Origin of the sequence: Sorangium sp. So ce394 (assembly GCF_051474665.1) — a bacterium.
Lineage (GTDB): Bacteria > Myxococcota_A > Polyangia > Polyangiales > Polyangiaceae > Sorangium > Sorangium cellulosum_D.
Map to the genome: position 1 here is coordinate 1,315,377 of NZ_CP150339.1, position 21,407 is coordinate 1,336,783.

Genomic DNA, 21,407 nt, shown 5'->3' on the forward strand with positions numbered 1-21,407 from the left:
GCCGGGTCTACCGTACCGATCTCCCGCGATGCGAACGGCGCGACCCCTGACCCGGCGACGAGCGCCCGCGCTCCCGGCGGCGCTCGCCGCCTGCGTGCTCGGCGGCGCTTGCTCGGAGGCGCCGCCGCCTCCGGCCGGCCAGGGCGGCGCCGGGCCGGGCAGCGCCGGCGCGACGTCCGCGACGACCACCTACGTGAGCGTCGGCGCCGGCTTCGGCGGCGCCCCGGAGGAGTTGCCGCGCTCGTTCGTTGTGACCGGCGTGGTCACGGACGGCGCGGCGCCGCTCGAGGGCGCCATCGTGATGCAGGCCGGCGGCGAGCCGGCCCTGGTCACCGGCCCGGACGGCGCGTTCTCCGTCGAGATCACGCGCGACATCCCGGGCCAGCCGACCGTGGTCGCGGCGAAGATCGGGTATCGGACCGACGGCATCGAATTCGAGGCTGTCCCCGACGGGCCGGTGGAGATCGCCCTGCGCGGCGTGTCGCCGCCGGACAACGCGCTCGGCTACACCTACGGAGACCCGGGCGAGGGCGATCCCCACAATTCGACGCGGTTCTGCGATCACTGCCACACGACGCTCGTGGCCCAGTTCCTCGAGTCGGGGCACGCGCGGTCGGCGAAGCGCCCGCTCCTCCAGGCCGTCTACGCCGGGGTCTCGCTGGCGCACGGCGACGAGGCGTCGTGCGCGGCCGCGGGCGGGCGCTGGAAGGCCGGCCGCGTCCCGGGGACCGAGGCCGGCGTCGCGATGCGGTGCTACCTCGGGAGCGGCGTGCTGCCGGATCTGAACCCGTCCTGCGGCGGCGCGGGGCGGCCGTCGTGCGACGACCCCGCGCTGCCCGCGGCGGAGCGGCCGGCGGCCTTCGGCGCGTGCGCCGACTGCCACGCCGCGGGGATCGACGGCCCCGCGGGCGGGCGCGACCTGCTCGACGCCACCGGCATCGCCTTCGAGAAGGGCGACCACTGCGACGCGTGCCACAAGGTCCGCGACGTCGATCTGAGCAAGCCGCCCGGGGTCGCCGGCGCCCTGATGATCCAGCGCCCGCGGGAGCGGAGCTCCGCCGATCCTGCATCGAAGCTGCTCGACGTGATGTTCGGCCCGCGGCCCGACGTGCCGAACAGGTTCATGGGCGGGAGCTACCAGCCGAAGTACTCGACCTCGGCGTACTGCGGCGGCTGCCACGAGCAGAAGCAGGCGGCGCTCCTGCCGGGCGCGGCGCTCGACCCGGCGCGCTGGCCCGATGGGCTGCCGATCCACGAGACGTTCTCGGAGTGGGCCGGGAGCGCGTGGAACCGCCCCACGTCGCAGTGCCAGGCCTGCCACATGCCGGAGACCCCCTCGCTGAAGAGCAGCGTCGACGTGACGACCGAGGCGAACGCGAGCGTCTCGCTCGGCTTCGTCCGCCCGCCGGGGTCGGTCCTCTCGCACGTCTTCCTCGGCCCGCTGCAGGGCGAGCCGCCGCTCCTCCGGGGCTCGGTCGAGGTCCGCGTCGCCGCCGCCTCGGTCGCGTCGGGCGAGCTCGAGGTCACGGTCGCCCTGACGAGCGAGCTCGCGGGCCACGCAGTCCCGACCGGGGAGCCGATGCGCGCGCTCGTGCTCCTCGTCGCCGCGGAGGCCTGCGGCGCGCCCATGGCGCCGTCGAGCGGGATGACGGTGCACGACACGGGCGGCGCGCTCGCCGAGGCGCGCGTGGGCCAGGGCGCGCGGCTCTCGGGCGCGGCGCTCGCCTGGCCGGAGGGCGCGGCGCGCGCGAGGGCAGGGGACGTGGTGCGGGTCGTCCGCCCCACCGGCGCGTACGACGATTACACCGGCGTCGGCCGCTTCGCGGATCCGTCGCTCGACGCGGCCGACAAGGGGCTCGAGATCCGCGCGCCGGTCGGCGAGGCGCGGGTGGTCGAGGCGGGCGGCGGCGCGATCGCGCTGAGCGGCGCGATCCCGGCGCAGGACGGGGACATCGTTTACCTCGGCGCGCCGGCGCCCGCGCCGCCGGTCGACGTCGAGCGACCGGCGGCCGCGTTCGCCGGCGCGGCGGGCTACACGTTCGCCAAGGTGCTCGTCGATCCGGCGGGCGCGCGGCACGCGCCGCAGCACCGCGCCGTCGACATCGCCAGCGACAACCGCATTCCGCCGGGGCACGTCGCGGTGACCTCGCACGGCTTCGCGGTCCCCGCGGGCTGCTCGGGGACGGCGAACGTCACGGCCACGCTGCTCTACCGGCCCGTCCCGCTCACCCTCGCGCGCGAGCGGGGTGTCGACGCGCGCGATTACCTCGTCGACGCGGCGGCCTGGCCGGTGCCGCTCGACTGAGCGGCGCGGGCGGCGCAGCGTGGCTGTGACCCGAGCGGCCATAGCCCACCTCGGCCGAGCCGGCGCGGCGTCCGGGTCATCCGCCCATTCCGACGAGGTGACGTGTTCCCGCGAGATCCGGCGGGATTACGCGCCGTTCTTCGTTTCGGCGACGATCGTCCGAACGTGCTCTCCGAGCACCCATTCGTGCGCGACGGCGGCTCGCGCAGGACGCACTCATGGCGAGCATCCGCGCGGGCCCGCTGGCAAGCGGCGCCCGCCGTCGACTGCGGGTGCGCCAATGGAGGACATCGTATGCGCGACGTTTCGGTCATCGGTCTGGGTCTCATGGGTTGCGAGCTCGCTCGGGCGCTGCTCCGCGGCGGCTTCCGGGTCACCGTCTGGAACCGGACGAGCGCGAAGGCTGAGCCGCTCGTCGCGGAGGGAGCGGCGCTCGCGTCGAGCGTCGCAGCTGCGGTCCAGGCGAGCGCGGTCGTCATCGTCTGCGTCACCGACTACCAGGCGACGTACCGCGCGCTGGCGTCGACGGACGTGACCTCCGCCCTCGCCGGCAAGGTGCTCATCCAGCTGAGCACGGGGAGCCCGGACGATGCCCGCGAGGGCGAGGCATGGGCGAAGCAGCGGGGAATCGAGTACCTCGACGGAGCCATCCTGGCGATCCCGAACCAGATAGGGAAGCCCGAGAGCGCCATCCTCGTCTCGGGGGCGGAGGCGGCGTACCGGAAGAGCAAGGCGCTCCTCGAGAGCATGGTCGGGACCGTGACGTACCTCGGGGGGCAGGTCGGCGGGGCGTCCGCGCTGGACCTCGCGTTCCTCTCGTACCTGTTCGCGGGACTCGTGGGCTTCTATCACGGCGCTCGCATCTGCGAGGCCGAGGGGCTCCGCGTGGACCATTTCGGATCCATGATGGCCGGCGCCGCTCCGGCCATCGGCGGGATGGTCAGGCGAGGTGGCGACGCCATTCACGCCGGAGACTACGAGAACCCCGAGGCATCGCTGGAGATCTGCGCGAAGAGCATGGACCTGCTCCTGCGCCAGGCGAAGGCGGCGGGGATCAACGACGAGCTGCCGGCGTTCGTCGCGGGGCTCTTCAGGAGGGGAATGGCGGCAGGCTACGGGAGCGAGGCGCCGGCCGCGCTCATCAAGGTGCTGCGCGCGGGCGCCTGACGCGCTGGAGCGGCTCGACGGTTCGATTCGTCACGCTGACGAACAGCGGTTCAGCGCCGATCCGCCTGTTGACGGCGCGTCCGTCGTTATCCTGCGCTTCGAACGACGCCATCGATGCATCCCGGCTGCCGTGCGCGAGCGATCGCTGGAGTGCGGTGTGACGGAGTACGTCCTCAGGTGCTTTGCGCCGCGCGCTCCGCGTGGTCATGCTTACAACGCTTCAACCGGGACGGCTGGATCGAGGGGTGGGCGGGCTGTCGCTCGTGCCGCGATCTGCCGCGAGGGCGGTTGAGCCGACAGAGAGGACCTTTCATGAGCGCTTGGAAAGAGCCGGTCAGGATCTGCATCCCCACGAACATCAACGCCACGACATCCCAGGTGCAGAACGGCGTGACGCTCGCGTTGGACGACCGTGTCTTGCTGGTCGGGCAGTCGCATGCGCCGCAGAACGGTATCTATTACGTGCAGTCCGTCTCGGCGCCGAACGTCACGCTCGCGCGGGCGCCCGACGCCGACGCGTCGAGCGATTTCACCCCCGGGATGAGCGTCTGCGTGGGCCCCGAAGGGACGCTGTACGCAAACACCGAATGGGTGCTCACGGCGACCGGCCCGATCACCCTCGGGACGACGAGCCTCACCTTCAAGCAGCGCATGTTCGGCCCCGCCCGCGCGCCGACGGTGCACGCGAGCGAGCAGCCGGGCGCGAACGCGGGCGAGCAGATCCGGAACGCGATCCTCGCGCTCCCGTGCACCGGCGGCGTCGTCGACGCGCGCGGGATCACCGGGAACGTCGAGGTCACCGCGCCGATCATCGTGGATCGGCCGGTCACGCTGCTGATCGGCGCGGCGACCTACACGGCCAAGGCGAGCACCCCGGCCGCGACGGCCGCCAACCCGATGTTCGACATCCAGCCGAACACGACGGTGTGCGGCGCCTCGAGGCCGAACTTCGCGGTCGTCGGCCTGGACCCGTACGCCTCGACGTTCAAGACGACCCTCGAGGACGGCGTCCTCTTCGAGCTGTCGGGCGACTTCACGAACACCGTCGGTCGAGGCAGAGAGTATTTCGCGGTCGAGCAGATGACGCTCGACGGCGGAAACTCGGGGAGCACCGTCGTCAGCGGCAGCATGATGCTCAAGACCCACCCGTATCCGACGCTCGACTTCCAGGACGGGCTGATCCGCATCGAGCACAACGCGATCCAGAACTTCGGCGGCACCGCCGTCCACATCGACGACTCGGTCTACGTCTACCGGATCAACGGCAACCAGTTCAAATCCAACGCGGCATCCATCCACATCGGGCTCTTCGCGGACGGGTCCATCAAGGAGAACTGGTTCTGGCAGGCGCTGCAAGGCCCGAGCAGCGGCCCGACGCTCACGGTGCTCGGGCCCGCGGTGCGCGTCGTCAACAACTACTTCCTGCGAGCGCCGATCTACGACACCGTCGCGGAGCCGGACATCCTCCTCGTCCCCAGCCAGGACAAGCGGGGGAACCGCCAGGCCGGCGGGTACGCCTGGATCCTGGACAATCGATTCGCGAGCGAGCGAGAGAATTTCAACAAGGCGCGCGTGCGCATCAAGGTCCGTGGAAGGTCGGAAGGAGCCGAGGATCTGGCGACCGTGGGCGGGCCCCTCATGGTCCGCGGGAACCTGTTCCTGGGCAACGCGGCGCCGATCGTGTCGGTCTCGGCGTCGTCGAACGTCGTCACCGTCACGCTCAACACGACGACCTTCAGCTCCGTGCCCACCCAGGGCCTCGCCGTCGGGGACCGGGTGACGATCACCGACGTGACCCCGGCGGAGTTCAACGGCGAGTTCACCGTCACGGCGGTGACCCCGACGACGTTCCAGTACGCGCTGGCGACGACGGCGACCTCGGGGACGGGCGGCGGCGTCAGCTCGGCGGAGACGTTCGCGATCGAGCTCGATAACCCCGGGTTCATGCACGACATCAGCCAGAACATCTTCGCGAACTACGCGACCCTCATCAAGGACGCCCAGAGCCGGGTCGATGGCTCCTACGGCGGGTCGATCTTCGCGAACAACCACGTCATCGCGCCGCGGGGCGGCGGGTACAGGGAGTTCGTCAACGAGGGCCGAGAGTTCTCGGTCGTCCGGCCGAGCGCCGGGTCCGCGCTCGAGCGCGTCGACGGCGAGGCGCGCCAGGTGGAGACGAGATACCTCATCAACCGGCTGCACAAATCCGAGCAGCTCGACGGGTGGACCAAGAACGGGAGCATCGTCGTCGCGTCGGGGGAGGCCGATCCGTTCGGCGGCGCCCGCGCGTTCAAGGTCACGCTGGGAGGAACGACGAGCAGCCAGTACATCGCCAGCGTCGTCGATATCGTCAACCCGTCGAGCGCGCTGGCGACCGGCACGCGGCTGTTCATCACGTTCTGGGCGAGGATCCCGGCCGGGTCGACGGCGGACGCCGCGACCATGGTGGTGTCGATGCGCGATCTCACGGACTCGACGACCGCGGGCGACATGTTCACGGTCAACCTGGGCAATCAGTGGAAGAAATACAAGCTCGTGACCAACGGCATCGTCGCCGGGCACACGTACAGGCTGCATTTCTATCCCGGCTATTTCGACCGGCTCCAGGGCGAGGTGACCCTGTTCGGGCCCCAGGTGTCCGAGCTCGACGCGGATTACCTCCCGAACCCGGGCACGCAGTCGGCGTACGACAAGACCGCCGGGAGCCGGTTCGAACAGGCGGCCATCTTCACGGCGATCAAGACGAGCCGCCGCGCCGGCACGAGCGCGCCGAGCATTCAGGGGACCCCGTCGGGGCTCGGCACGGGCGGGAGCGCCGCCCTGGTGGTCGGCTCTACCCAGGTGTCCGGGACCATCGAGCTGACGGCCGGCTCTGCCGGCGCGTCGAGCGCGGGCTCGGTCACCGTCGCCTTCGTGGGGAGCGACTACGCGACGGGCAACGCGCCCGTCGTCATCGCGACGCTCGCCGACGGGAACCAGGCCTGGGCGGGGACGGCGCAGGCGCGCCTCAGCGCGTCGAGCAGCACGGACTTCACGGTGGCCTGGTCGACGAACGGGGCGGCGCTCGCGGCCGGCAAGAAATACAGGATCAACTACCACGTGCTCGCGTGACGACTTGAGGTCTCCCGCTCGCCTCCTCACGTCCACCAGGGGGTGAGGGGCGAAGTGCGCCGAACAGCGCCTTTCGCCTCCAGGCAGCCGAGGGGCGTCCCGCCAGCGGGAGCGAGGCGTGGGCTGCGCCACGCGTCCACGAGCAGCGAGCGCCGCGAAGGCGCCGCTGCTCGTGGACGCGGCCGCCGATGATGTTGTGGATGGCCCGCGGCGCACGGTCGATCGAACGGACGCGCGCGGGTAGAGTACCGAGGAGGGATGCCGACGATGCCGAAGAGAATGGGGATGATCTGGGGAGCTCTCGTGGCGCTGGGCTCGATCCTGGGCGGGTGCAGCGACGAGGCGACGTCGCCCGCGGATGCCGGCGGCGCGGGAGGCGGCGCAGGCGCGGAAGGCGGCGCAGGCGCGGAAGGCGGCGCAGGCGCGGAGGGCGGCGCAGGCGCGGGAGGGGATGCGGGCGAGGGAGGCGGCGCGGGCGGGGGAGAGGGGGGATACGAGCTGGCGGGCGCTTACCCTGCGAGCGGCGGGGACAAGGCGCGCCTCGTGGCCGTCGGCGACCTCGACGGCGACGGCGCGAACGACGTGGTCCTCGCGGGCGTCGAGGGCGCGTCCGCCGTGGCGCTGCGCAACAAGGGCGACGGCGCGCTCGAGCCCGTCGACACCATCGAGCTCGGCGGCGCCCCCTCGGGCGTCTTCCTGGCCGCGATCGACGCCGACCCCGCCCTCGACCTGGTGACCATCCGGGGCTGCGACGCCTTTCCGTGCGCCGCGGTGGAGGTCTACCCGGGGCTGGGCGACGGGACGTTCGACGCCCCGGTCGTGGCGCTGGAGGTGCCCGACGACGGGCTCCACGAGCCGATGATGGCGCACGCGGCGCTGGGCGATCTCGACGGCGACGGGCGCGCCGAGATCTACGCCTCCCAGAGCTCCGAGCTGTCCGCCTGGCTGATCCGGCGGGGCGAAGACGGCAGCTTCACCAGCGAGAGCGTGCGCGCGCTCGACGCGCCGGCGCTCGTCGACCTCGACGGCGACGGCGAGCTCGACCTGGCGGGCGGGGCGGTGGACGCGGATCTGTCCTCTACCGTGGTGATCCGCAACGAGGGGGACGGGTCGTTCCCCACGCCCGTGTCGGTGGCGAACACCGGGGCCTCCGCCATCGCGACAGGCGATCTGAACGCGGACGGCAACCAGGACCTTGTCGCGGTGAACTACGCGTCGCTCTCGCTGCTGCTCGGCGCGGGCGACGCGGCGACCTTTTCCCAGGAAGAGTGGATGTTCGAGGCGCCCCTCCTGTCGCCGGTGGTGACCGACTTCGACGGCGATGGGGAGCGCGACGACGTGCTGGTCCTCCAGGGAGACAGCGTGAACGTGTTGATCGGCGAGGGCGACACGTTCGGCCCCGCGCCCGCGATCCAGGTCGGCTCCGAGCTGCTCTCGCTCGCCGTGGCCGACATGAACGGCGACGCTCGCCCCGACCTCCTGGTCACCCGGGGCGAGACCGGCGATCTGGCTGTCCTGCTCTGGGCTCCCTGATCGCCCGGCGTGGCGCCCTCGAGCGCTGACCCGAGGCTCGCTTCGACCTCTCGCGCTCCTCTCACTCCTTGGCCGGCGACGTCATCTCGGTGGTCTGGCCCAGGGCCTCGGCGATCTCGGGCAGGATGCCGAGCCGCACGTAGATCGGCCGGGTGAGCCGCCGCAGCTCCGGCAGCTTGCGCACGAACACGCCGATCGCGGCGAGCGTCGCGACGCCGCCCCACAGCACGGTCGCCGGCGCGCCGATGCGGCCGCCCAGCCAGCCGGCGATCAGGCTGCCGAACGGGGCCATGCCGAAGAAGGCCATCGTGTAGAAGCTCATGACGCGGCCGCGCTTGTCCTCCTCGACGATCGTCTGGAGGAGCGTGTTGCTGGCCGCCATCTGCACCATCATGCCGCCGCCGATGAGCGCCAGCAGCGGCGCCGACAGCCACACCGAGCGCGAGAACGAGAACCCCACGAGGCCCAGGCCGAACAGCGCGCCGGCGATCCACAGCGCGCGCCCGAGCCCGAGGACGCTCCGCCGCGAGGCGAGCCAGAGCGCCCCGGCGACCGCGCCGACCCCCGACGCCGCCATCAGTAGCCCGAGCGTGTACGCGCCCCCGTGCAGCACCTCGCCCGCGAACACGGGCATGAGGATCGTGTAGGGCATGCCGGTCAGGCTCACCACGGCGAGCAGCAGCAGGATCGCGCGGATGGGCGCGAACGAGGACACGTAACGGAACCCCTCGCGCAGGTCGGCGAGGACGTCGCCGCGCTTGGCCGCGCGCCGCTCCGGGCGGGCGATGCGCATCGCGAGGAGCGAGGCGATGACGGCGAGGTAGCTGATGGAGTCGATGGCGAAGCACCAGCCTTCGCCCACGGCGGCGATGAGCACGCCGGCGATCGAGGGGCCGAGCAGCCGAGCGCCGTTGACCATCGAGGAGTTCAGCGCGATGGCGTTGGAGAGGTCCTCGCGCGCCTCGACCATCTGGACGACGAACGCCTGCCGCGCCGGGGTGTCGAAGGCGTTGATCACCCCCTGGAACGCGGCCAGGACGAGGACGTGCCACACGGTGATGGTGCCCGTGAGCGCGAAGGCGGCGAGCAGCGCCGATTGCACCATCGCCAGCACCTGCGTGATCACGAGGACGCGGTGGCGATCCCAGCGATCGACGAGGACGCCGGCGATCGGGGCGATGAGGAACGTGGGTATCTGGCCGGCGAACCCGACGACGCCGAGGAGCAGCGCGGAGTTCGTGAGGCGGTAGACGAGCCAGCTCGTGGCGACGCGCGTCAGCCATGTGCCGATGAGCGACGCGCCCTGACCGAAGAAGAAGAGGCGGTAGTTGCGGTGCCGGAGCGCGCGCCCCATCACGGCGAGCGTCGAGTCGTTGGGAGCCGTGCGAGCGGGTGAATCCACGAGGCGTGAGCCTAGCACCGGGGCGCGGCGCGGCGCCGGCCCGGGCGGCCGCGGGCGCCCGTGGCAGCGCAATTTGGTTCCCCGGGTGCAGCACCTCGCGGCCGCCGGTCGCCCAGCGCCACGGCGCGCACGGGCGGGCGGATCCGTGGTACGGCGAGCCGCGTCCAGCGCGGGCGGCTGCTAGGATGCGGCGGGGCCGGGCTGGCGGCGCTCGTCTCGAGGTCATCCATGGTCATCGCGCGATTCCTGGGTTGCGCGCTCGCGGCGGCGGCGCTGGCGAGCTGCAGCGACCCCGATCCCATCATCGAAGTTCGCTACGGTGCTTACGAGGGCGACCCCTATCCGAACCGGCGTCCGGAGATCGCGATCCCGGAGGGCGGGATGGGCGTGGTGACCGATAGCCTCTCCGATACGATCTCCCTCATCGCGCTCGAGACCGGGGAGCGGTTCGGCGTCCGCCCCGTGGGCCGCGAGCCCGTGACGATCGATGGGCCTCACCGCGTGGCCGTGGACGCCGCGGGCGGCGCGCTCTACATCGCGCTGTCGTACCCCGACACCGCCGGATCGAGCGGCCCCCACGCGGTGCACGGCGGGAGCGCGGTGGCCGGCTATGTCCAGAAGCTCGCGCTCGACGATCTGCGCATCCTCGGGCAGGTGCGCGTCGAGGCCAACCCGGGCGACATCGCGATCTCGGAGGACGGCCGGCGCGTGGTGGTCTCTCATTTCGATCTCAAGCGCGCGCTCGACAACCCGGACGACCTCGAGGCGGCGCGCTCCTCGCTCGCGGTCGTGGATCCGGACGCGATCTTGCCTCATGGCTCTGCCGCGCCGACGCGCATCCCGGTCTGCAAGGCCGCGAACGGGATCGCCCTCTCGCGGCCGGACGGCGCCCGGGCCTATGTGGCCTGTTATGGCGACGACGCCCTCGCGATCGTCGACCTGACGGACCCGGACGCCGAGGTGAAGCTCGTCCCGGTCGGGCCGCCGCTCTCGTCCGACGCCCACGCGTCGTCCTACGGGCCCTACGCCGCCGTCATGTCGCCCGATCAGAAGACCATCGCCGTGAGCAACACGGACAGCAGGGAAGTGCGCTTCTTCGATGTCGCGTCGGGGACGTTCGACGAGGAAAAGACGATCCTCACGATCGGCGCGCCCTATTTCGCCGCGTGGACCCCTGACGGGAGCGCCATCTACGTGCCGACGCAGGTGCCCGACACGATCGCGCGGATCGGGATGACCGCGGACGCCCGCGGCGCCGTCTCCCGGAACATCAGCGAGGAGTGCTTCAGGCCGCACCTCGCGGCGCTCGACGAGGAGCACGGGCTCTTCATCGTCTGCGAGGGCGACCAGACCGTGACGCCGGGCAAGGTGCTCCGGCTCGATCCCGAGACGCTGGAGACGCGCAGCGAGGCCGAGGTGGGCCTCTTCCCCGACGCGTTCGCGCGCGTCGCGGCGGGGGCGCGATGAGGGCCCGACGGCGCCACCGGCAACCCGGGTCGCTGGCCGATCGGCTCGGGACGTGAAAATCGTCTTGTATAGCGTCCTGTCTTCCGTTATAACGGACGAATGTCTCCTTGCCTCGTCGCCGCGCGGACGTTCGGTTCTCACCTAGGGGCCAGAGGCGCGCGCCGTCGAACGAGCGGTTGTTCTTCGTGCTGTAGTTAGCCGCATACGCCGTGGCGCGAGCTGCGGTGAGGAGAACAGCGAGGCAGCGCACCCGTGTCCACGGCGACGCGCCACGCTGTCGTTCGTCGTGACGGCCGAGCCACGCGGCTCATCACCGTCAGCGTCCGCCCTTCTCGTGGCGCGCCGGCCGAGCTTTCGCCGGCGCGCGGTGCGAGGCGTCCCTTCGGGACGACGGCGGGGGCTCGCTTCCGACGGCGATCGGCTCCGGCATGCGGCGCTTTCAGCACTCCTGAGGAGACAGGTATGAAGCGGTTCTTCGGACGTCATGGATGGATTGGTTCGGCGCTCGCGAGCGGGCCCTGGTTGCTCGCGATGCTGGTCGGCCCGATCGGCTGCGGGAGCGACGACGACGCGGGCAACGGCGGCAGCGCCAGTCAGGCCAGCAGCTCGAGCAGCGGATCGGGTGGCACCGGCAGCGCGACGGGCGGTGGGACGGGCGGCGCGGGCGGCGCGGGCGGCGGGACGGGCGGCGGGACGGGCGGCGCGGGCGGCGCCGGCGGCGCGGGCGGCGGGACGGGCGGCGCGGGCGGCGGGACGGGCGGCGGGACCGGCGGCGCCGGCGGTGCGGGCGGCGAGACGGGCGGCGCGGGCGGCGGGACCGGCGGCGCGGGCGGCGGGACCGGCGGCGCCGGCGGCGCGGGCGGCGCGGGCGGCGGGACCGGCGGCGCCGGCGGCGGCGGCAGCTCGGGTGAAGCTGGCGCGGCGGGCGAAGGCGGCGGCGCCGCCGCGGGCTCGGGCGGCGCTGGCGGGGAAGGAGGCGCCGCGGGCGGCGGCGGCACGGGCGCCGAGCTGCCCAACATCGTCACCATCGTGGCCGACGACCTGGGCTTCTCGGACCTCGGCGCGTTCGGCGGCGAGATCAGCACCCCGAACCTCGATACGCTCGCCGCCGAAGGCCGCATCCTCACCGGGCACCGCTCCGGATCGCTGTGCGCGCCGACCCGCGCGATGCTGGTCTCCGGCACCGACAGCCACTCGGTCGGGCTGGGTCGCATGGGCGGTGGCACCGGCCCGCAAGCAGGGCAGCCCGGCTACGAGGGCTACCTGACCGACAACGCGCTGTCCGTCGCCGAGATCCTGAAAGACGCCGGTTACCACACGTACATCGCCGGCAAGTGGCACCTCGGCGACGACGAGGACCAGAGCCCGCCGGCGCGCGGCTTCGAGAGATCGTACGTCCTGCTCGGCGGCGTGGCGGCGTTCTTCAACGAGTACGCCGACCCGCCGACGACCGCGCAGACTCGGCTCTACCGCGAGGACGGCGTGTACACGCAGCCGCCGCGCGGCTTCTACGCGACCGAGCTCTACACGGACAAGCTCATCCAGTACATCGAGAGCAACCGCGCCGACGGCAAGCCGTTCTTCGCGTTCGCGACGTACACCGCGCCGCACTGGCCGCTCCAGGCTCCGCCCGAGTACATCGACAGGTACCGCGGCCGCTACGACGCGGGCTACGACGCCATCCGCGAGCAGCGCCTCGCGCGGCTCAAGAGCCGCGGCATCATCCCCGAATCGTTCACGCCGAACCCGCGCTTGCCGAGCGACGGCACGAACCCGAAGACCTGGGAGCAGCTGACGCCGGAGGAGAGGATCTACGAGGCGCGGCGCATGGAGATCTACGCCGCCATGGTCGAGAACCTCGACGCCAACATCGGCAGGTTGATCCAGTACCTCAAGCGCGTGGGCGAGTACGAGAACACCTTCATCTTCTTCCAGTCCGACAACGGCGCGGAAGGCGGCAATCGCGAGGGCTTCGCCGCGAACGACCCGAGCCGCTCCGGAGAGGTGGTGAACACGCTCGAGAACCTGGGTCGACCGGGCTCGTACATCGGCGTCGGACCCCGCTGGGCCGAGGTGAGCGCCACGCCGTTCCGGCTGTGGAAGAGCTACACGACCGAAGGCGGCGTCGCCGTTCCGGCGATCGCACGCCTGCCGGGACAGCACCACGCCAAGCCGCAGTTCGACGGGACCACGCACGTGGTCGATTTCCTGCCGACCGTGCTCGAGCTGGCCGGCGTGCCCAATCCGGGGAGCACCTACAAGGGCAGGGACGTCGAGCCGATCAGCGGGCACTCGATCCTGCCGGTGCTCGACGATCGGGCGACCGCCGTGCGCGCGCCCGGTGAGACGTTGATCTGGGAGCACGGCAATCACCGCTACGTGATCCGCGACAACTGGAAGCTCTTGTGGCTCGGCGCGCCCTACGGCCCGACGCCGCGCGCCTGGACGCTGTACGATCTGGCCACCGACCGCGGCGAGATCAACGACGTGTCCGCGGCGCATCCCGAGCTGGCGGCCGAGCTCGCCGCCGCATGGACGCAGTACGCCACCGAACGCGGCGTCATCCTCACCGAGTAACCGCGCACCGCGCCGCGCGCGAGACCCGGGCGCCCCTGCGCGACCCGGGTCTCGCGGCGGCGCCTGCCTCTGCCCCGCCCATGGCTCATCCCCGTCCCGTTCGCTGGTGGCCCATCGCCGCCCTGACCCTGGCGCTCGCCGGGATCGTGGTCTTTCGCGCGCCCACGGGCGCATCCTCGCTCACGCCAGCCGACGCCTCCACGGCGAGCGCTCCGGGCGCGAGGCCCGGGGCGGCGCACGGCGACGCCGCGGAGGCCTCGCCGGCCCCGTCGGCTCCCGCGCAGCCGGAGCGCTCAGCGGCCGGCTTCGTCGGCAGCGACCGCTGCGCGCCCTGCCACGCCGGAGAGCACGCCGCGTGGCGGGGCTCGCAGCACGCGCGGGCCATGCAGCACGCGAGCGCCGCCACCGTGCTCGGGGACTTCGAGGGGGCGCGCCTGCGTTACGCCGGGCAGGTCCACCGCTTCGATCGCCAGGACGGCAAATACTGGGTCACCACCGACGGCCCCGATGGCCAGCTGCACCGTTACGAGGTGCTGTACACCTTCGGCGTCGAGCCGCTCCAGCAGTACCTCGTCGCCGGCCCGGGCGGACGCCTGCAGGCGCTGCCGTTCGCGTGGGACGCGCGCCCCCGCGCGCGCGGCGGGCAGCGCTGGTACCACCTGCACGAGCGCGACGGCGTGCGCGCGGGCGACGTGCTGCACTGGACCGCCGCCAGCCAGAACTGGAACCACATGTGCGCCGAGTGCCACTCGACGCACGTCACGAAAGGGTACGACGCGGCCGCGGATCGCTTCGCCACCACCTGGTCCGAGATCAGCGTCGGGTGCGAAGGCTGCCACGGCGGCGGCGCGCGCCACCTCGACTGGGCCGAGGCGCGGACGCCGGACCCCGCGAAGGGCCTCGACGTGCGCTTCGACGAGCGCCAGAACGCCACGTGGACGCGGCTCCCCAGCGGCACCGCGCGGCGCGACAAGGGCCTCTCGAGCGGCACCGAGAGCGCCACGTGCGCGCTCTGCCACAGCCGCCGCGAGAGCCTCTCGCAGCCGTTCCGGCACGGCGCCCCGCTGCTCGACAGCGCCGCGCTCGAGCTGCTGACCGCGCCCTTCACCACGCCCGACGGCGTGATGAGCGACGAGGTCTTCACCTACGGCTCGTTCCAGCAGAGCAAGATGGCGAACGCCGGCGTGACGTGCAGCGATTGCCACGATCCGCACGCCGGCCGCCTGCGCGCCGAGGGCAACGCCGTGTGCGCGTCCTGCCACGATCCGGCGCGCTTCGATGTCCCCGAGCACCACCACCACCGCGCCGCGGACGCCGCCGCCGCGCCCGGCGCGCCCGCCGCCCCGCGCTGCGTCGATTGCCACATGCCGGCGCGCACGTACATGGGCGTCGACGTCCGTCACGATCACGGCTTCCGCGTGCCTCGGCCGGATCTCTCGGTCTCCCTCGGGATCCCGAATCCATGCACCGACTGCCACGCGCAGAAGCCCGCGAGCTGGTCCGCCGACGCGGTGCGATCCTGGCTCGGCCGCCCGGCGCAGGGCTACCAGGGGTACGCCGAGGTCTTCGCGCGCGCGCGCGCCGCGCCCGGCGACCCGGCCGTCGCCGCCGAGCTCCAGCGGATCGCGGAAGACCGCGCCGCGCCCGCCATCGCGCGCGCCACCGCGCTCGCCTCGCTGCGCGCCGCCCCGACGGCCGCGTCGCTCGCCGTCCTCCGCGCCGCGCTCGCCGATCCCGACCCGCTGCTCCGGCGCGCCGCGCTCGGCGCGCTGGAGGGCTACGACCCTCGCCGCATCGCGGCCGTCGCCGCGCCGCTCCTCGCCGATCCGGTGCGCGGCGTGCGCGTCGAAGCCGCGCGCGTGCTCGCGGGCGTCGACCTCGGCGCCTTGCCCGGGCCCGCCGCGCAGCAGCTGGACGGAGCGCTGCGCGAGTACATCGCCACGCAGACCCTCCACGCCGATCGCGCCGAGGCCCAGAACAACCTGGGGCTCGTCTTCTCCCGGACCGGCAAGCCGCGCGACGCCGAGCAGGCCTACCTCGCCGCGCTCCGCATCGAGCCCGGCTACGTCCCCACCTACGTGAACCTCGCCGACCTCTATCGCGAGCTCGGCCGCGACGCGGACGGCGTCGCGCTGCTCCGGCGCGGCGTCGCCCGCCTCCCCGAGCAGGCCGAGCTGCTCCACGCGCTCGGCCTCGCCCTGGTCCGGCAAGGCCACCGAGACGAGGCGCTCGAGCCGCTGAAGCGCGCCGCCGAGCTCGCGCCCGAGCAGGCGCGCTTCCAGACCGTCTACCAGGCCGCGCTGACCGCCTTGCGGCCCTCCGGCCCGGCGCCTCACGCCCGGACCCCGCTCGGGCGGCGGCCGTGAGCTCTCCGTCGCTGGCCTGCGCCGCTAGCGCGGCCGTCGGCGATGTGGGAGAGCGTCGGGCCCGCGGGATCCGCGACGCGTCCGGTGAGCATGGCCAATTACGTCTCGGTCTTCCTCGTGTCGCTGTCGGCGATCTTCTTCGTCGTGGATCCCATCGGCATCGTGCCGCTGTTCCTGACGATGACCGCCGGCGATCCCCCGGAGAAGGTGCGGCGCACGGCGCGGCGCGCGTGCGCCGTCGCCGGCGGGCTCATGCTCTTCTTCGCGCTCTTCGGCGGCGTCATCTTCAAGGTCTTCGGCGTCTCGCTGGCCGCGTTCCGCGTCGCGGGCGGCCTCCTGCTGCTCATCACGGCGCTCGACATGCTGCGCGCCCGCGCCTCGGCGACGCGCACCACCCCGTCCGAGCAGCAGGAGGGCATCGAGAAGGAGGACGTGGCGCTCGTGCCGCTCGCCATGCCGCTCCTGGCCGGGCCGGGCGCCATCGCCACGGTGCTGGTGCTGATGGCGCGCGGCGGCAACGACCCCGTGGCCATGGCGCTGGTGCTCGCCAGCGTGGCCATCACCTTCGCGGCCTCCTACCTCGTGCTGCGCGGCGCCGGGCTCGTGCAGCGGGCGCTCAAGGCGTCCGGCGTGGCCGTGCTCGAGCGCGTCATGGGCCTCATCCTGGCCGCCATCGCCGTGCAGTTCATGGCCGACGGCGTGAAGGAGCTCTGGCGCGGGTGACGGCCGCGCCGCGCGGCGCCGCCGATCACGTCGAGGGCTCCCCCGTGGAGCGGGGGCCCCGGGCCAGCTCGCCCGTCAGCTGCGCGTAGGCGGCCTCCGAGATGCAGGTCGTGAAGCAGCGCGTGTGGACGAACCGCCCGTCGCGCCGGAAGACGTTGGAGTTGATCAGCACGTGCTTCACGCTGCCGTCCTTGGCGCGCAGGCGGGCCGGATAGGAGAGCAGCCGGCCGGACCCGGCGAGGGCGGCCAGGATGTGGTCGATCGCCTCCCTGTCGACGTAGAACTCCGCGAACTGCCGGCCGATGTACTCGTGAGGCGCGTAGCCGAGGAGCTCGAGCTCGAGCTTGTTCGCCCACAGGATCTTCCCGCCCGCGTCGACCAGGTGGACGCCCAGAGAGGCGTTGTCCAAGAAATCTTGCCAGTCCTCGAAACGGCTCGCTGCATGCATGATCCAGCGGGGCAGTCTGCCAGTCACAGCACGGTCGACAAGGGGATCGGCCGGTGGGCGAGCGGTGGAGTCCGTGCCGCGGGGGCGGTCGGCCGAGCCGGGGCGCGCGCTCCGCGGCTCGGCCCGGCCGGCGGGCGGCTACGCGGCCGGGGCGTCGCGGCGCGCGGCGGGCGCCCCGCGGAAGACGTGCGCGTGGGCGCGCGCGAGGTCGCGGAAGGCGCGCGGCGCGCGGCCGGTCACGCGCCGCACCGTGTCGGTGACGCGGTCCTCGGCCCCGTCGCGGATGGCGAGGTCGAGCCGCGCGAGGAACGCGGCGTACGGCGCGGGCATCCCCGCGTTCACGAGGTGCGCGCGGGCGGCGTCCTCGTCGGCGCGGACGTGGCGTATCGGCCGGCCGGCGACCTCGGACAGGATGGCCGCCACGTCATCGTGGCTGAGCGCCTCCGGACCGGTGATGACGTGCGCGGCGTCGTGGGGCGCCTCGTCGAGCAGCGCGCGCGCGGCGACCTCCGCGATGTCCTCGGCGTCGACGAAGCCGACGCGGCCGCCGCCGGTCGCGGTCGTGATCTCGCCGGGCCCGACGATCCCGGCCCAGCGCGCGTGGCGCGGATCGACGAAGTTCTGCATGAACCACGACGGCTGGAGCACGGTCCACTCCGGCGCGCGCTCGCGGAGCGCGCGGTGGACGACGCCGAGGCCGGCGCTCCCCTCCGGCACGACCGACGCGCTGAGCAGCACGAGGCGGCGCACGCCGCCCGCGAGCGCGCGCTCGACGAAGGGAAGCATGAGCGTCGAGGGGTCCTCGACCAGCGCGGGCGAAAGGAGGTAGGCGCGATCGACGCCGCGGAGCGCCTCCTCGTGCGTCGCCGGGTCGGCCCAGTCGAAGCGCGCGTGCTCCACGCCCTCGCGGCCGGCGGGCGCCGTCCGGCTCGCGACGCGGACGCGCGCGCCGGCGGCCTCGAGCCGCGCGGCGAGCGCCCGCCCGGTGGTGCCCGTCCCGCCGATGACGAGGACGCGCGGCCCGCCGCCCCCTGCGCGCGCGCTCACGACGCCCCCCCGCGGGGCGTGGCGAGCTCGCCGAACGCCTCGGCGACGGGCGCCGGGTTCCAGTACTCGCGGTACCGCACGACCTTGCCGTCGCGCGTGGCGACGACCATCACGTAGTCCTGCTCATAGCGCTTGCCCGACGGCAGGATGATCGCCGAGCCGTGCACCTCGGCGAGCGCGACGTCCGGATCGGTCGTCGGATACCGCCGCACGTCCCGGAGCGACAGGTCGCGAAAGCGCTCGATGGTGCCCTGGAAGTGGCGCCGGATGGCCTCTTTGCCCTCGAATCGGCCGGGCACGCCGAGCGCGGTCGCATACGGGAACTCCACGATGGCGTCGTCGGCGAAGAGGGCGAGCCATCCCTCGATGTCGCGGACGACGAGGTCGAGGAGGGCGTCGAGCGCCTGCGCGGCGTCGAGCGGGCGAGGATGCGGCAGCGGGTGAGTCATACAAGTCCCTTTCGTGATGGGTGACGGGGAAAACGTAGCCAGGCGGCGATTGCCGCGCGTCCGGCTCTCCGATCCGCGCGTCCACGGACGGCGCCTCTGGCGGGGCCCCGCGCGTGCGGTACAATCGATCGCGCCATGTCTGCCGCGCTCGATGAAATGGCCCGGAGCATCGCGCTCCGCGAGGCCGAGGTGATGCGCTTCGCGCTCGGCGATCGCTGGGGCAAGCGGCAGCCGGCGCGGCGCGCGTCCGCCCGGGTGTACGCGGCGGAGCGCGGCGGCGGGTGGATCGATGTCGCGCGGCGGCGGCTCGCGTTCGGCGCGGGAGAGCTCGTGTTCCTGCCGCGGGCCGACGCGCACGCCATCCGCGATCGGCCGACGACGTCGCTCGAGCAGCCGGAGGCCCTCTGCCGCGGGATGCACACCGTGGCCGACCGCGCCCTGGCGACGGAGGCCCCGCCGGAGGCGCACCTCGTCATCGTCGACCTGCACCTCGACGCGGCGGGCGCCCCGTGGCTCGCGCTGCTGCCGCCGGCCGTGCACGTCACGGGCGCGACGCCGGGCCTCGCGCGCTGGCTGGGCGAGACGCTCGCGCTGCTCGCGGGCGCGCGGGACCTGTCGCCGGCGCTGCGCCGGTCGATCGGCGAGACGTGGGCGCACGCGCTGTTCGCGAGCGCGCTGCGCGACCCCGGGGCGTCGCTGCCGCGGGCCGACGCGCTCCGGGACGAGCCGGTCGTGGCCGCGCTCGCGCGGGTGCGCGCCTCGCCCGAGCGCGCGTGGGAGCTCGGGGAGCTCGCGCGGCAGGCCGGGCTCTCGCGCTCGGCGTTCGCGGCGCGCGCGACGGCGCTCCTCGGCGAGCCGCTCGGCCACCACGTGCGCCGGCTGCGGCTCCAGCGCGCCGCGGTGCTGCTCGGGGAGACGACGCTCCCCGTGAAGCTCGTCGCCGCGCGCGTCGGCTACGACAGCGAGCCCGCGTTCGCGCGGGCCTTCGCGCGGGCCCACGGCGTGAGCCCCATCGGCTACCGGCAGGCGAGGCGGCGAGAGGACGGCGCGAGCGAGGTCCGCCGCGCGGGGTGACCGGCGCGGGAGCGCCGGCGCGCGGCGCGGCCGGCCTCGCGCCGAGCCGGCTCCGGACACCCGCGCGCGCGCCGGCTGGGGCGCGGCGGCACGCTGGCACGCTGGCACGCTGGCACGCTGGCACGCTGGCACATGCGTCCGCGCGCGTGGCTCGCGAGCGCTCGCGAGCCGGGGCGATCCGCAGGTCGCGGCGCGCATCGCTCCTCCGGGCCGGAGCGGCGCGCCGGCATCGGTGGCACCCCTCGTGCTTCGAGAGGCGCGCTTCCTTCCATGCAGCTTGCTTGCCGATGCCCCGTGCTCGACGAGGCATCGCTCCGTCTGGCTTTGTTACAGAACGAGGGGATATGTACGATGTAGACAGCATCGGTCGATGGTTGGGTATCGCGCTCTTGACCGGAGCGGCCGGTATCGGGTGCGGGTGGGTCGCCGTTGATCCGGTGCCCGGCGCGACCGGCACGGGGGATCCTCCTGGCGTCACGACCGGCGGTGACGTCACGACCGGCGGTGGCGTCACGACCGGCGGTGACGTCACGACCGGCGGTGGCGTCACGACCGGCGGTGGCGTCACGACCGGCGCGGGCGGTTCAACGGGCCCCGGGGAGGAGCCTGCGACGGCCGGCAGCGGCGGTGGCGGGGTCGTCGGCACGGGTGGCGTTGGTGGAAGCGGTGTCGGCGGCGGTGGCGCCGCCGACGGCAGTGGCGTGGGCGGCGCTGGTGGCGTGGGCGGCGTCGGCGGCGGTGGAGCTGGCGGCGGCGATGCGTGCGCCGGACCGCTCGCGTTCGCCGACCCGGGGCTGGAGGCGGCCGTGCGCGAGGCCGTGCGGAAGCCGGACGGCCCGCTCCTCCCGGCCGACGTCGCGTCGCTCGAAACCCTCGACGCCTCCTTCCGGGACATCCAGTCGCTTTCGGGCATCGAGTGCATCCGTTCCCTGACCGTGCTGAACGTCGGCAGCAATCTCCTGACGGATCTCACGCCGCTGGCCTCGCTCCCGAGGCTGTACGCGCTGGGTGCGGGATCCAACCTGATCGCGGACGTCGCGCCGCTGTCCTCGTTGCTCCAGCTGGACTCGCTGCATCTGGCCAACAACGAGATTTCGGACGTCACCGCCCTCGGCTCCCTGACGAACCTGCGCTCCCTGTGGCTCGCCTCGAACCCGATCAGCGACATCGGACCGGTCGGCTCGCTGGTCAACCTCGTGGCGCTGTATCTCAGCTACATTCCCGTCTCGACGCTCGCGCCGCTCTCAGGCCTGGAGGCGCTGGAGCTCCTCGTGGCGGTCGACGCGGAGCTCAGCGACATCTCGGCCATGTCGGCCATGACCAACCTGAATCAGGTGCTCCTCGCCCAGAACCAGATCTCGGACCTGTCTCCGATGTCGAGCCTTCCTCGCCTGTCCGCCATCGAGCTCCCGATCAACGCCGTATCCGACCTGTCGCCCCTCGTCGCGAACCCGGCCATCGGCCGCGGCAGCTCCGTGACCGTGGTCTACAACCCGATCGACTGCGCCGCCCAGGCGAGCAACATCGCGGCGCTCAAGGCGCGCGGCGTGTACGTCACCTCGGACTGTCCGTGACGCGACCGACGCGCTCCCGCGCCGCGCGCTCCTGCTCGCGCTGAAGGCGACCTCGGTATCCCCCAGCGAGAACCCGGCAAGCGCTCGTGAGAGGCGCGACCACATCCCGCGATGTGCTGGTCGCCCATGACACCCGCTCTGTTGCATGATCCTCGGAGCGAGCC

The 21,407-nt window shown here is 73.2% G+C and carries 14 protein-coding genes; 10 read left to right on the plus strand and 4 right to left on the minus strand.

Annotation, left to right across the window (positions count from 1 at the left end):
* Nucleotides 1-28: 28 nt before the first annotated feature.
* The 4 genes from WMF33_RS04895 to WMF33_RS04910 all read left to right on the plus strand — a co-directional run bounded on the left by WMF33_RS04895 (nt 29) and on the right by WMF33_RS04910 (nt 8,116).
* Nucleotides 29-2,305: a hypothetical protein gene (locus tag WMF33_RS04895; RefSeq protein ID WP_437336038.1), complete on the plus strand. Its 2,277-nt coding sequence runs from the start codon at nt 29-31 to the stop codon at nt 2,303-2,305.
* 294 nt (nt 2,306-2,599) lie between these two features.
* Nucleotides 2,600-3,472, plus strand: a complete 873-nt coding sequence (locus WMF33_RS04900) for an NAD(P)-dependent oxidoreductase (RefSeq protein WP_437336039.1) — start codon at nt 2,600-2,602, stop codon at nt 3,470-3,472.
* Between the two features lie 312 nt (nt 3,473-3,784).
* Nucleotides 3,785-6,583 (plus strand): phage head spike fiber domain-containing protein, encoded by a 2,799-nt coding sequence (locus tag WMF33_RS04905; protein WP_437336040.1) that lies wholly within the window; start codon nt 3,785-3,787, stop codon nt 6,581-6,583.
* Between the two features lie 267 nt (nt 6,584-6,850).
* Nucleotides 6,851-8,116: an FG-GAP repeat domain-containing protein gene (locus WMF33_RS04910; protein WP_437336041.1), complete on the plus strand. Its 1,266-nt coding sequence runs from the start codon at nt 6,851-6,853 to the stop codon at nt 8,114-8,116.
* Between the two features lie 61 nt (nt 8,117-8,177).
* Here WMF33_RS04910 and WMF33_RS04915 read toward each other — a convergent pair whose 3' ends face one another.
* Nucleotides 8,178-9,518, minus strand: coding sequence for an MFS transporter (locus WMF33_RS04915; protein ID WP_437336042.1), 1,341 nt, complete (start codon nt 9,516-9,518; stop codon nt 8,178-8,180).
* Nucleotides 9,519-9,746: 228 nt separating this feature from the next.
* Between WMF33_RS04915 and WMF33_RS04920 the strand changes: the two genes are divergently transcribed.
* The 4 genes from WMF33_RS04920 to WMF33_RS04935 all read left to right on the plus strand — a co-directional run bounded on the left by WMF33_RS04920 (nt 9,747) and on the right by WMF33_RS04935 (nt 16,651).
* The gene (locus WMF33_RS04920) at nt 9,747-10,985 is read left to right on the plus strand and encodes a YncE family protein (RefSeq protein WP_437336043.1); all 1,239 of its coding nucleotides are present in this window, start codon (nt 9,747-9,749) and stop codon (nt 10,983-10,985) included.
* A gap of 462 nt (nt 10,986-11,447) precedes the next feature.
* The gene (locus WMF33_RS04925; RefSeq protein WP_437336044.1) at nt 11,448-13,562 is read left to right on the plus strand and encodes an arylsulfatase; all 2,115 of its coding nucleotides are present in this window, start codon (nt 11,448-11,450) and stop codon (nt 13,560-13,562) included.
* Nucleotides 13,563-13,642: 80 nt separating this feature from the next.
* Nucleotides 13,643-15,928 (plus strand): multiheme c-type cytochrome, encoded by a 2,286-nt coding sequence (locus tag WMF33_RS04930; RefSeq protein WP_437336045.1) that lies wholly within the window; start codon nt 13,643-13,645, stop codon nt 15,926-15,928.
* A gap of 90 nt (nt 15,929-16,018) precedes the next feature.
* Nucleotides 16,019-16,651, plus strand: a complete 633-nt coding sequence (locus tag WMF33_RS04935; protein ID WP_437336046.1) for a MarC family protein — start codon at nt 16,019-16,021, stop codon at nt 16,649-16,651.
* Between the two features lie 25 nt (nt 16,652-16,676).
* Here the strand turns inward: WMF33_RS04935 and WMF33_RS04940 are convergent, their stop codons facing one another.
* The 3 genes from WMF33_RS04940 to WMF33_RS04950 all read right to left on the minus strand — a co-directional run bounded on the left by WMF33_RS04940 (nt 16,677) and on the right by WMF33_RS04950 (nt 18,595).
* Nucleotides 16,677-17,099 (minus strand): PAS domain-containing protein, encoded by a 423-nt coding sequence (locus WMF33_RS04940; protein ID WP_437336047.1) that lies wholly within the window; start codon nt 17,097-17,099, stop codon nt 16,677-16,679.
* 138 nt (nt 17,100-17,237) lie between these two features.
* Nucleotides 17,238-18,146 (minus strand): NmrA family NAD(P)-binding protein, encoded by a 909-nt coding sequence (locus WMF33_RS04945; RefSeq protein WP_437336048.1) that lies wholly within the window; start codon nt 18,144-18,146, stop codon nt 17,238-17,240.
* On the minus strand, nt 18,143-18,595 hold the full coding sequence (locus WMF33_RS04950) for a nuclear transport factor 2 family protein (RefSeq protein WP_437336049.1): 453 nt from the start codon (nt 18,593-18,595) through the stop codon (nt 18,143-18,145). Before WMF33_RS04950 ends, WMF33_RS04945 begins: the two co-directional genes overlap by 4 nt.
* A gap of 135 nt (nt 18,596-18,730) precedes the next feature.
* Here WMF33_RS04950 and WMF33_RS04955 point away from each other — a divergent pair, with 135 nt between their 5' ends.
* Both WMF33_RS04955 and WMF33_RS04960 read left to right on the plus strand, forming a co-directional pair.
* Nucleotides 18,731-19,669 (plus strand): helix-turn-helix domain-containing protein, encoded by a 939-nt coding sequence (locus WMF33_RS04955; RefSeq protein ID WP_437336050.1) that lies wholly within the window; start codon nt 18,731-18,733, stop codon nt 19,667-19,669.
* A 344-nt stretch (nt 19,670-20,013) separates the two neighbouring features.
* The gene (locus WMF33_RS04960) at nt 20,014-21,243 is read left to right on the plus strand and encodes a leucine-rich repeat domain-containing protein (protein WP_437336051.1); all 1,230 of its coding nucleotides are present in this window, start codon (nt 20,014-20,016) and stop codon (nt 21,241-21,243) included.
* Nucleotides 21,244-21,407 lie beyond the last annotated feature (164 nt).

Coding starts and splice junctions, on each gene's coding strand:
- WMF33_RS04895 (WP_437336038.1), top strand. CDS start 29: ATGCGAACGGCGCGACCCCTGACCCGGCGACGAGCGCCCGCGCTCCCG.
- WMF33_RS04900 (WP_437336039.1), top strand. CDS start 2,600: ATGCGCGACGTTTCGGTCATCGGTCTGGGTCTCATGGGTTGCGAGCTC.
- WMF33_RS04905 (WP_437336040.1), top strand. CDS start 3,785: ATGAGCGCTTGGAAAGAGCCGGTCAGGATCTGCATCCCCACGAACATC.
- WMF33_RS04910 (WP_437336041.1), top strand. CDS start 6,851: ATGCCGAAGAGAATGGGGATGATCTGGGGAGCTCTCGTGGCGCTGGGC.
- WMF33_RS04920 (WP_437336043.1), top strand. CDS start 9,747: ATGGTCATCGCGCGATTCCTGGGTTGCGCGCTCGCGGCGGCGGCGCTG.
- WMF33_RS04925 (WP_437336044.1), top strand. CDS start 11,448: ATGAAGCGGTTCTTCGGACGTCATGGATGGATTGGTTCGGCGCTCGCG.
- WMF33_RS04930 (WP_437336045.1), top strand. CDS start 13,643: ATGGCTCATCCCCGTCCCGTTCGCTGGTGGCCCATCGCCGCCCTGACC.
- WMF33_RS04935 (WP_437336046.1), top strand. CDS start 16,019: ATGGCCAATTACGTCTCGGTCTTCCTCGTGTCGCTGTCGGCGATCTTC.
- WMF33_RS04940 (WP_437336047.1), bottom strand. CDS start 17,099: ATGCATGCAGCGAGCCGTTTCGAGGACTGGCAAGATTTCTTGGACAAC.
- WMF33_RS04950 (WP_437336049.1), bottom strand. CDS start 18,595: ATGACTCACCCGCTGCCGCATCCTCGCCCGCTCGACGCCGCGCAGGCG.
- WMF33_RS04955 (WP_437336050.1), top strand. CDS start 18,731: ATGTCTGCCGCGCTCGATGAAATGGCCCGGAGCATCGCGCTCCGCGAG.
- WMF33_RS04960 (WP_437336051.1), top strand. CDS start 20,014: ATGTACGATGTAGACAGCATCGGTCGATGGTTGGGTATCGCGCTCTTG.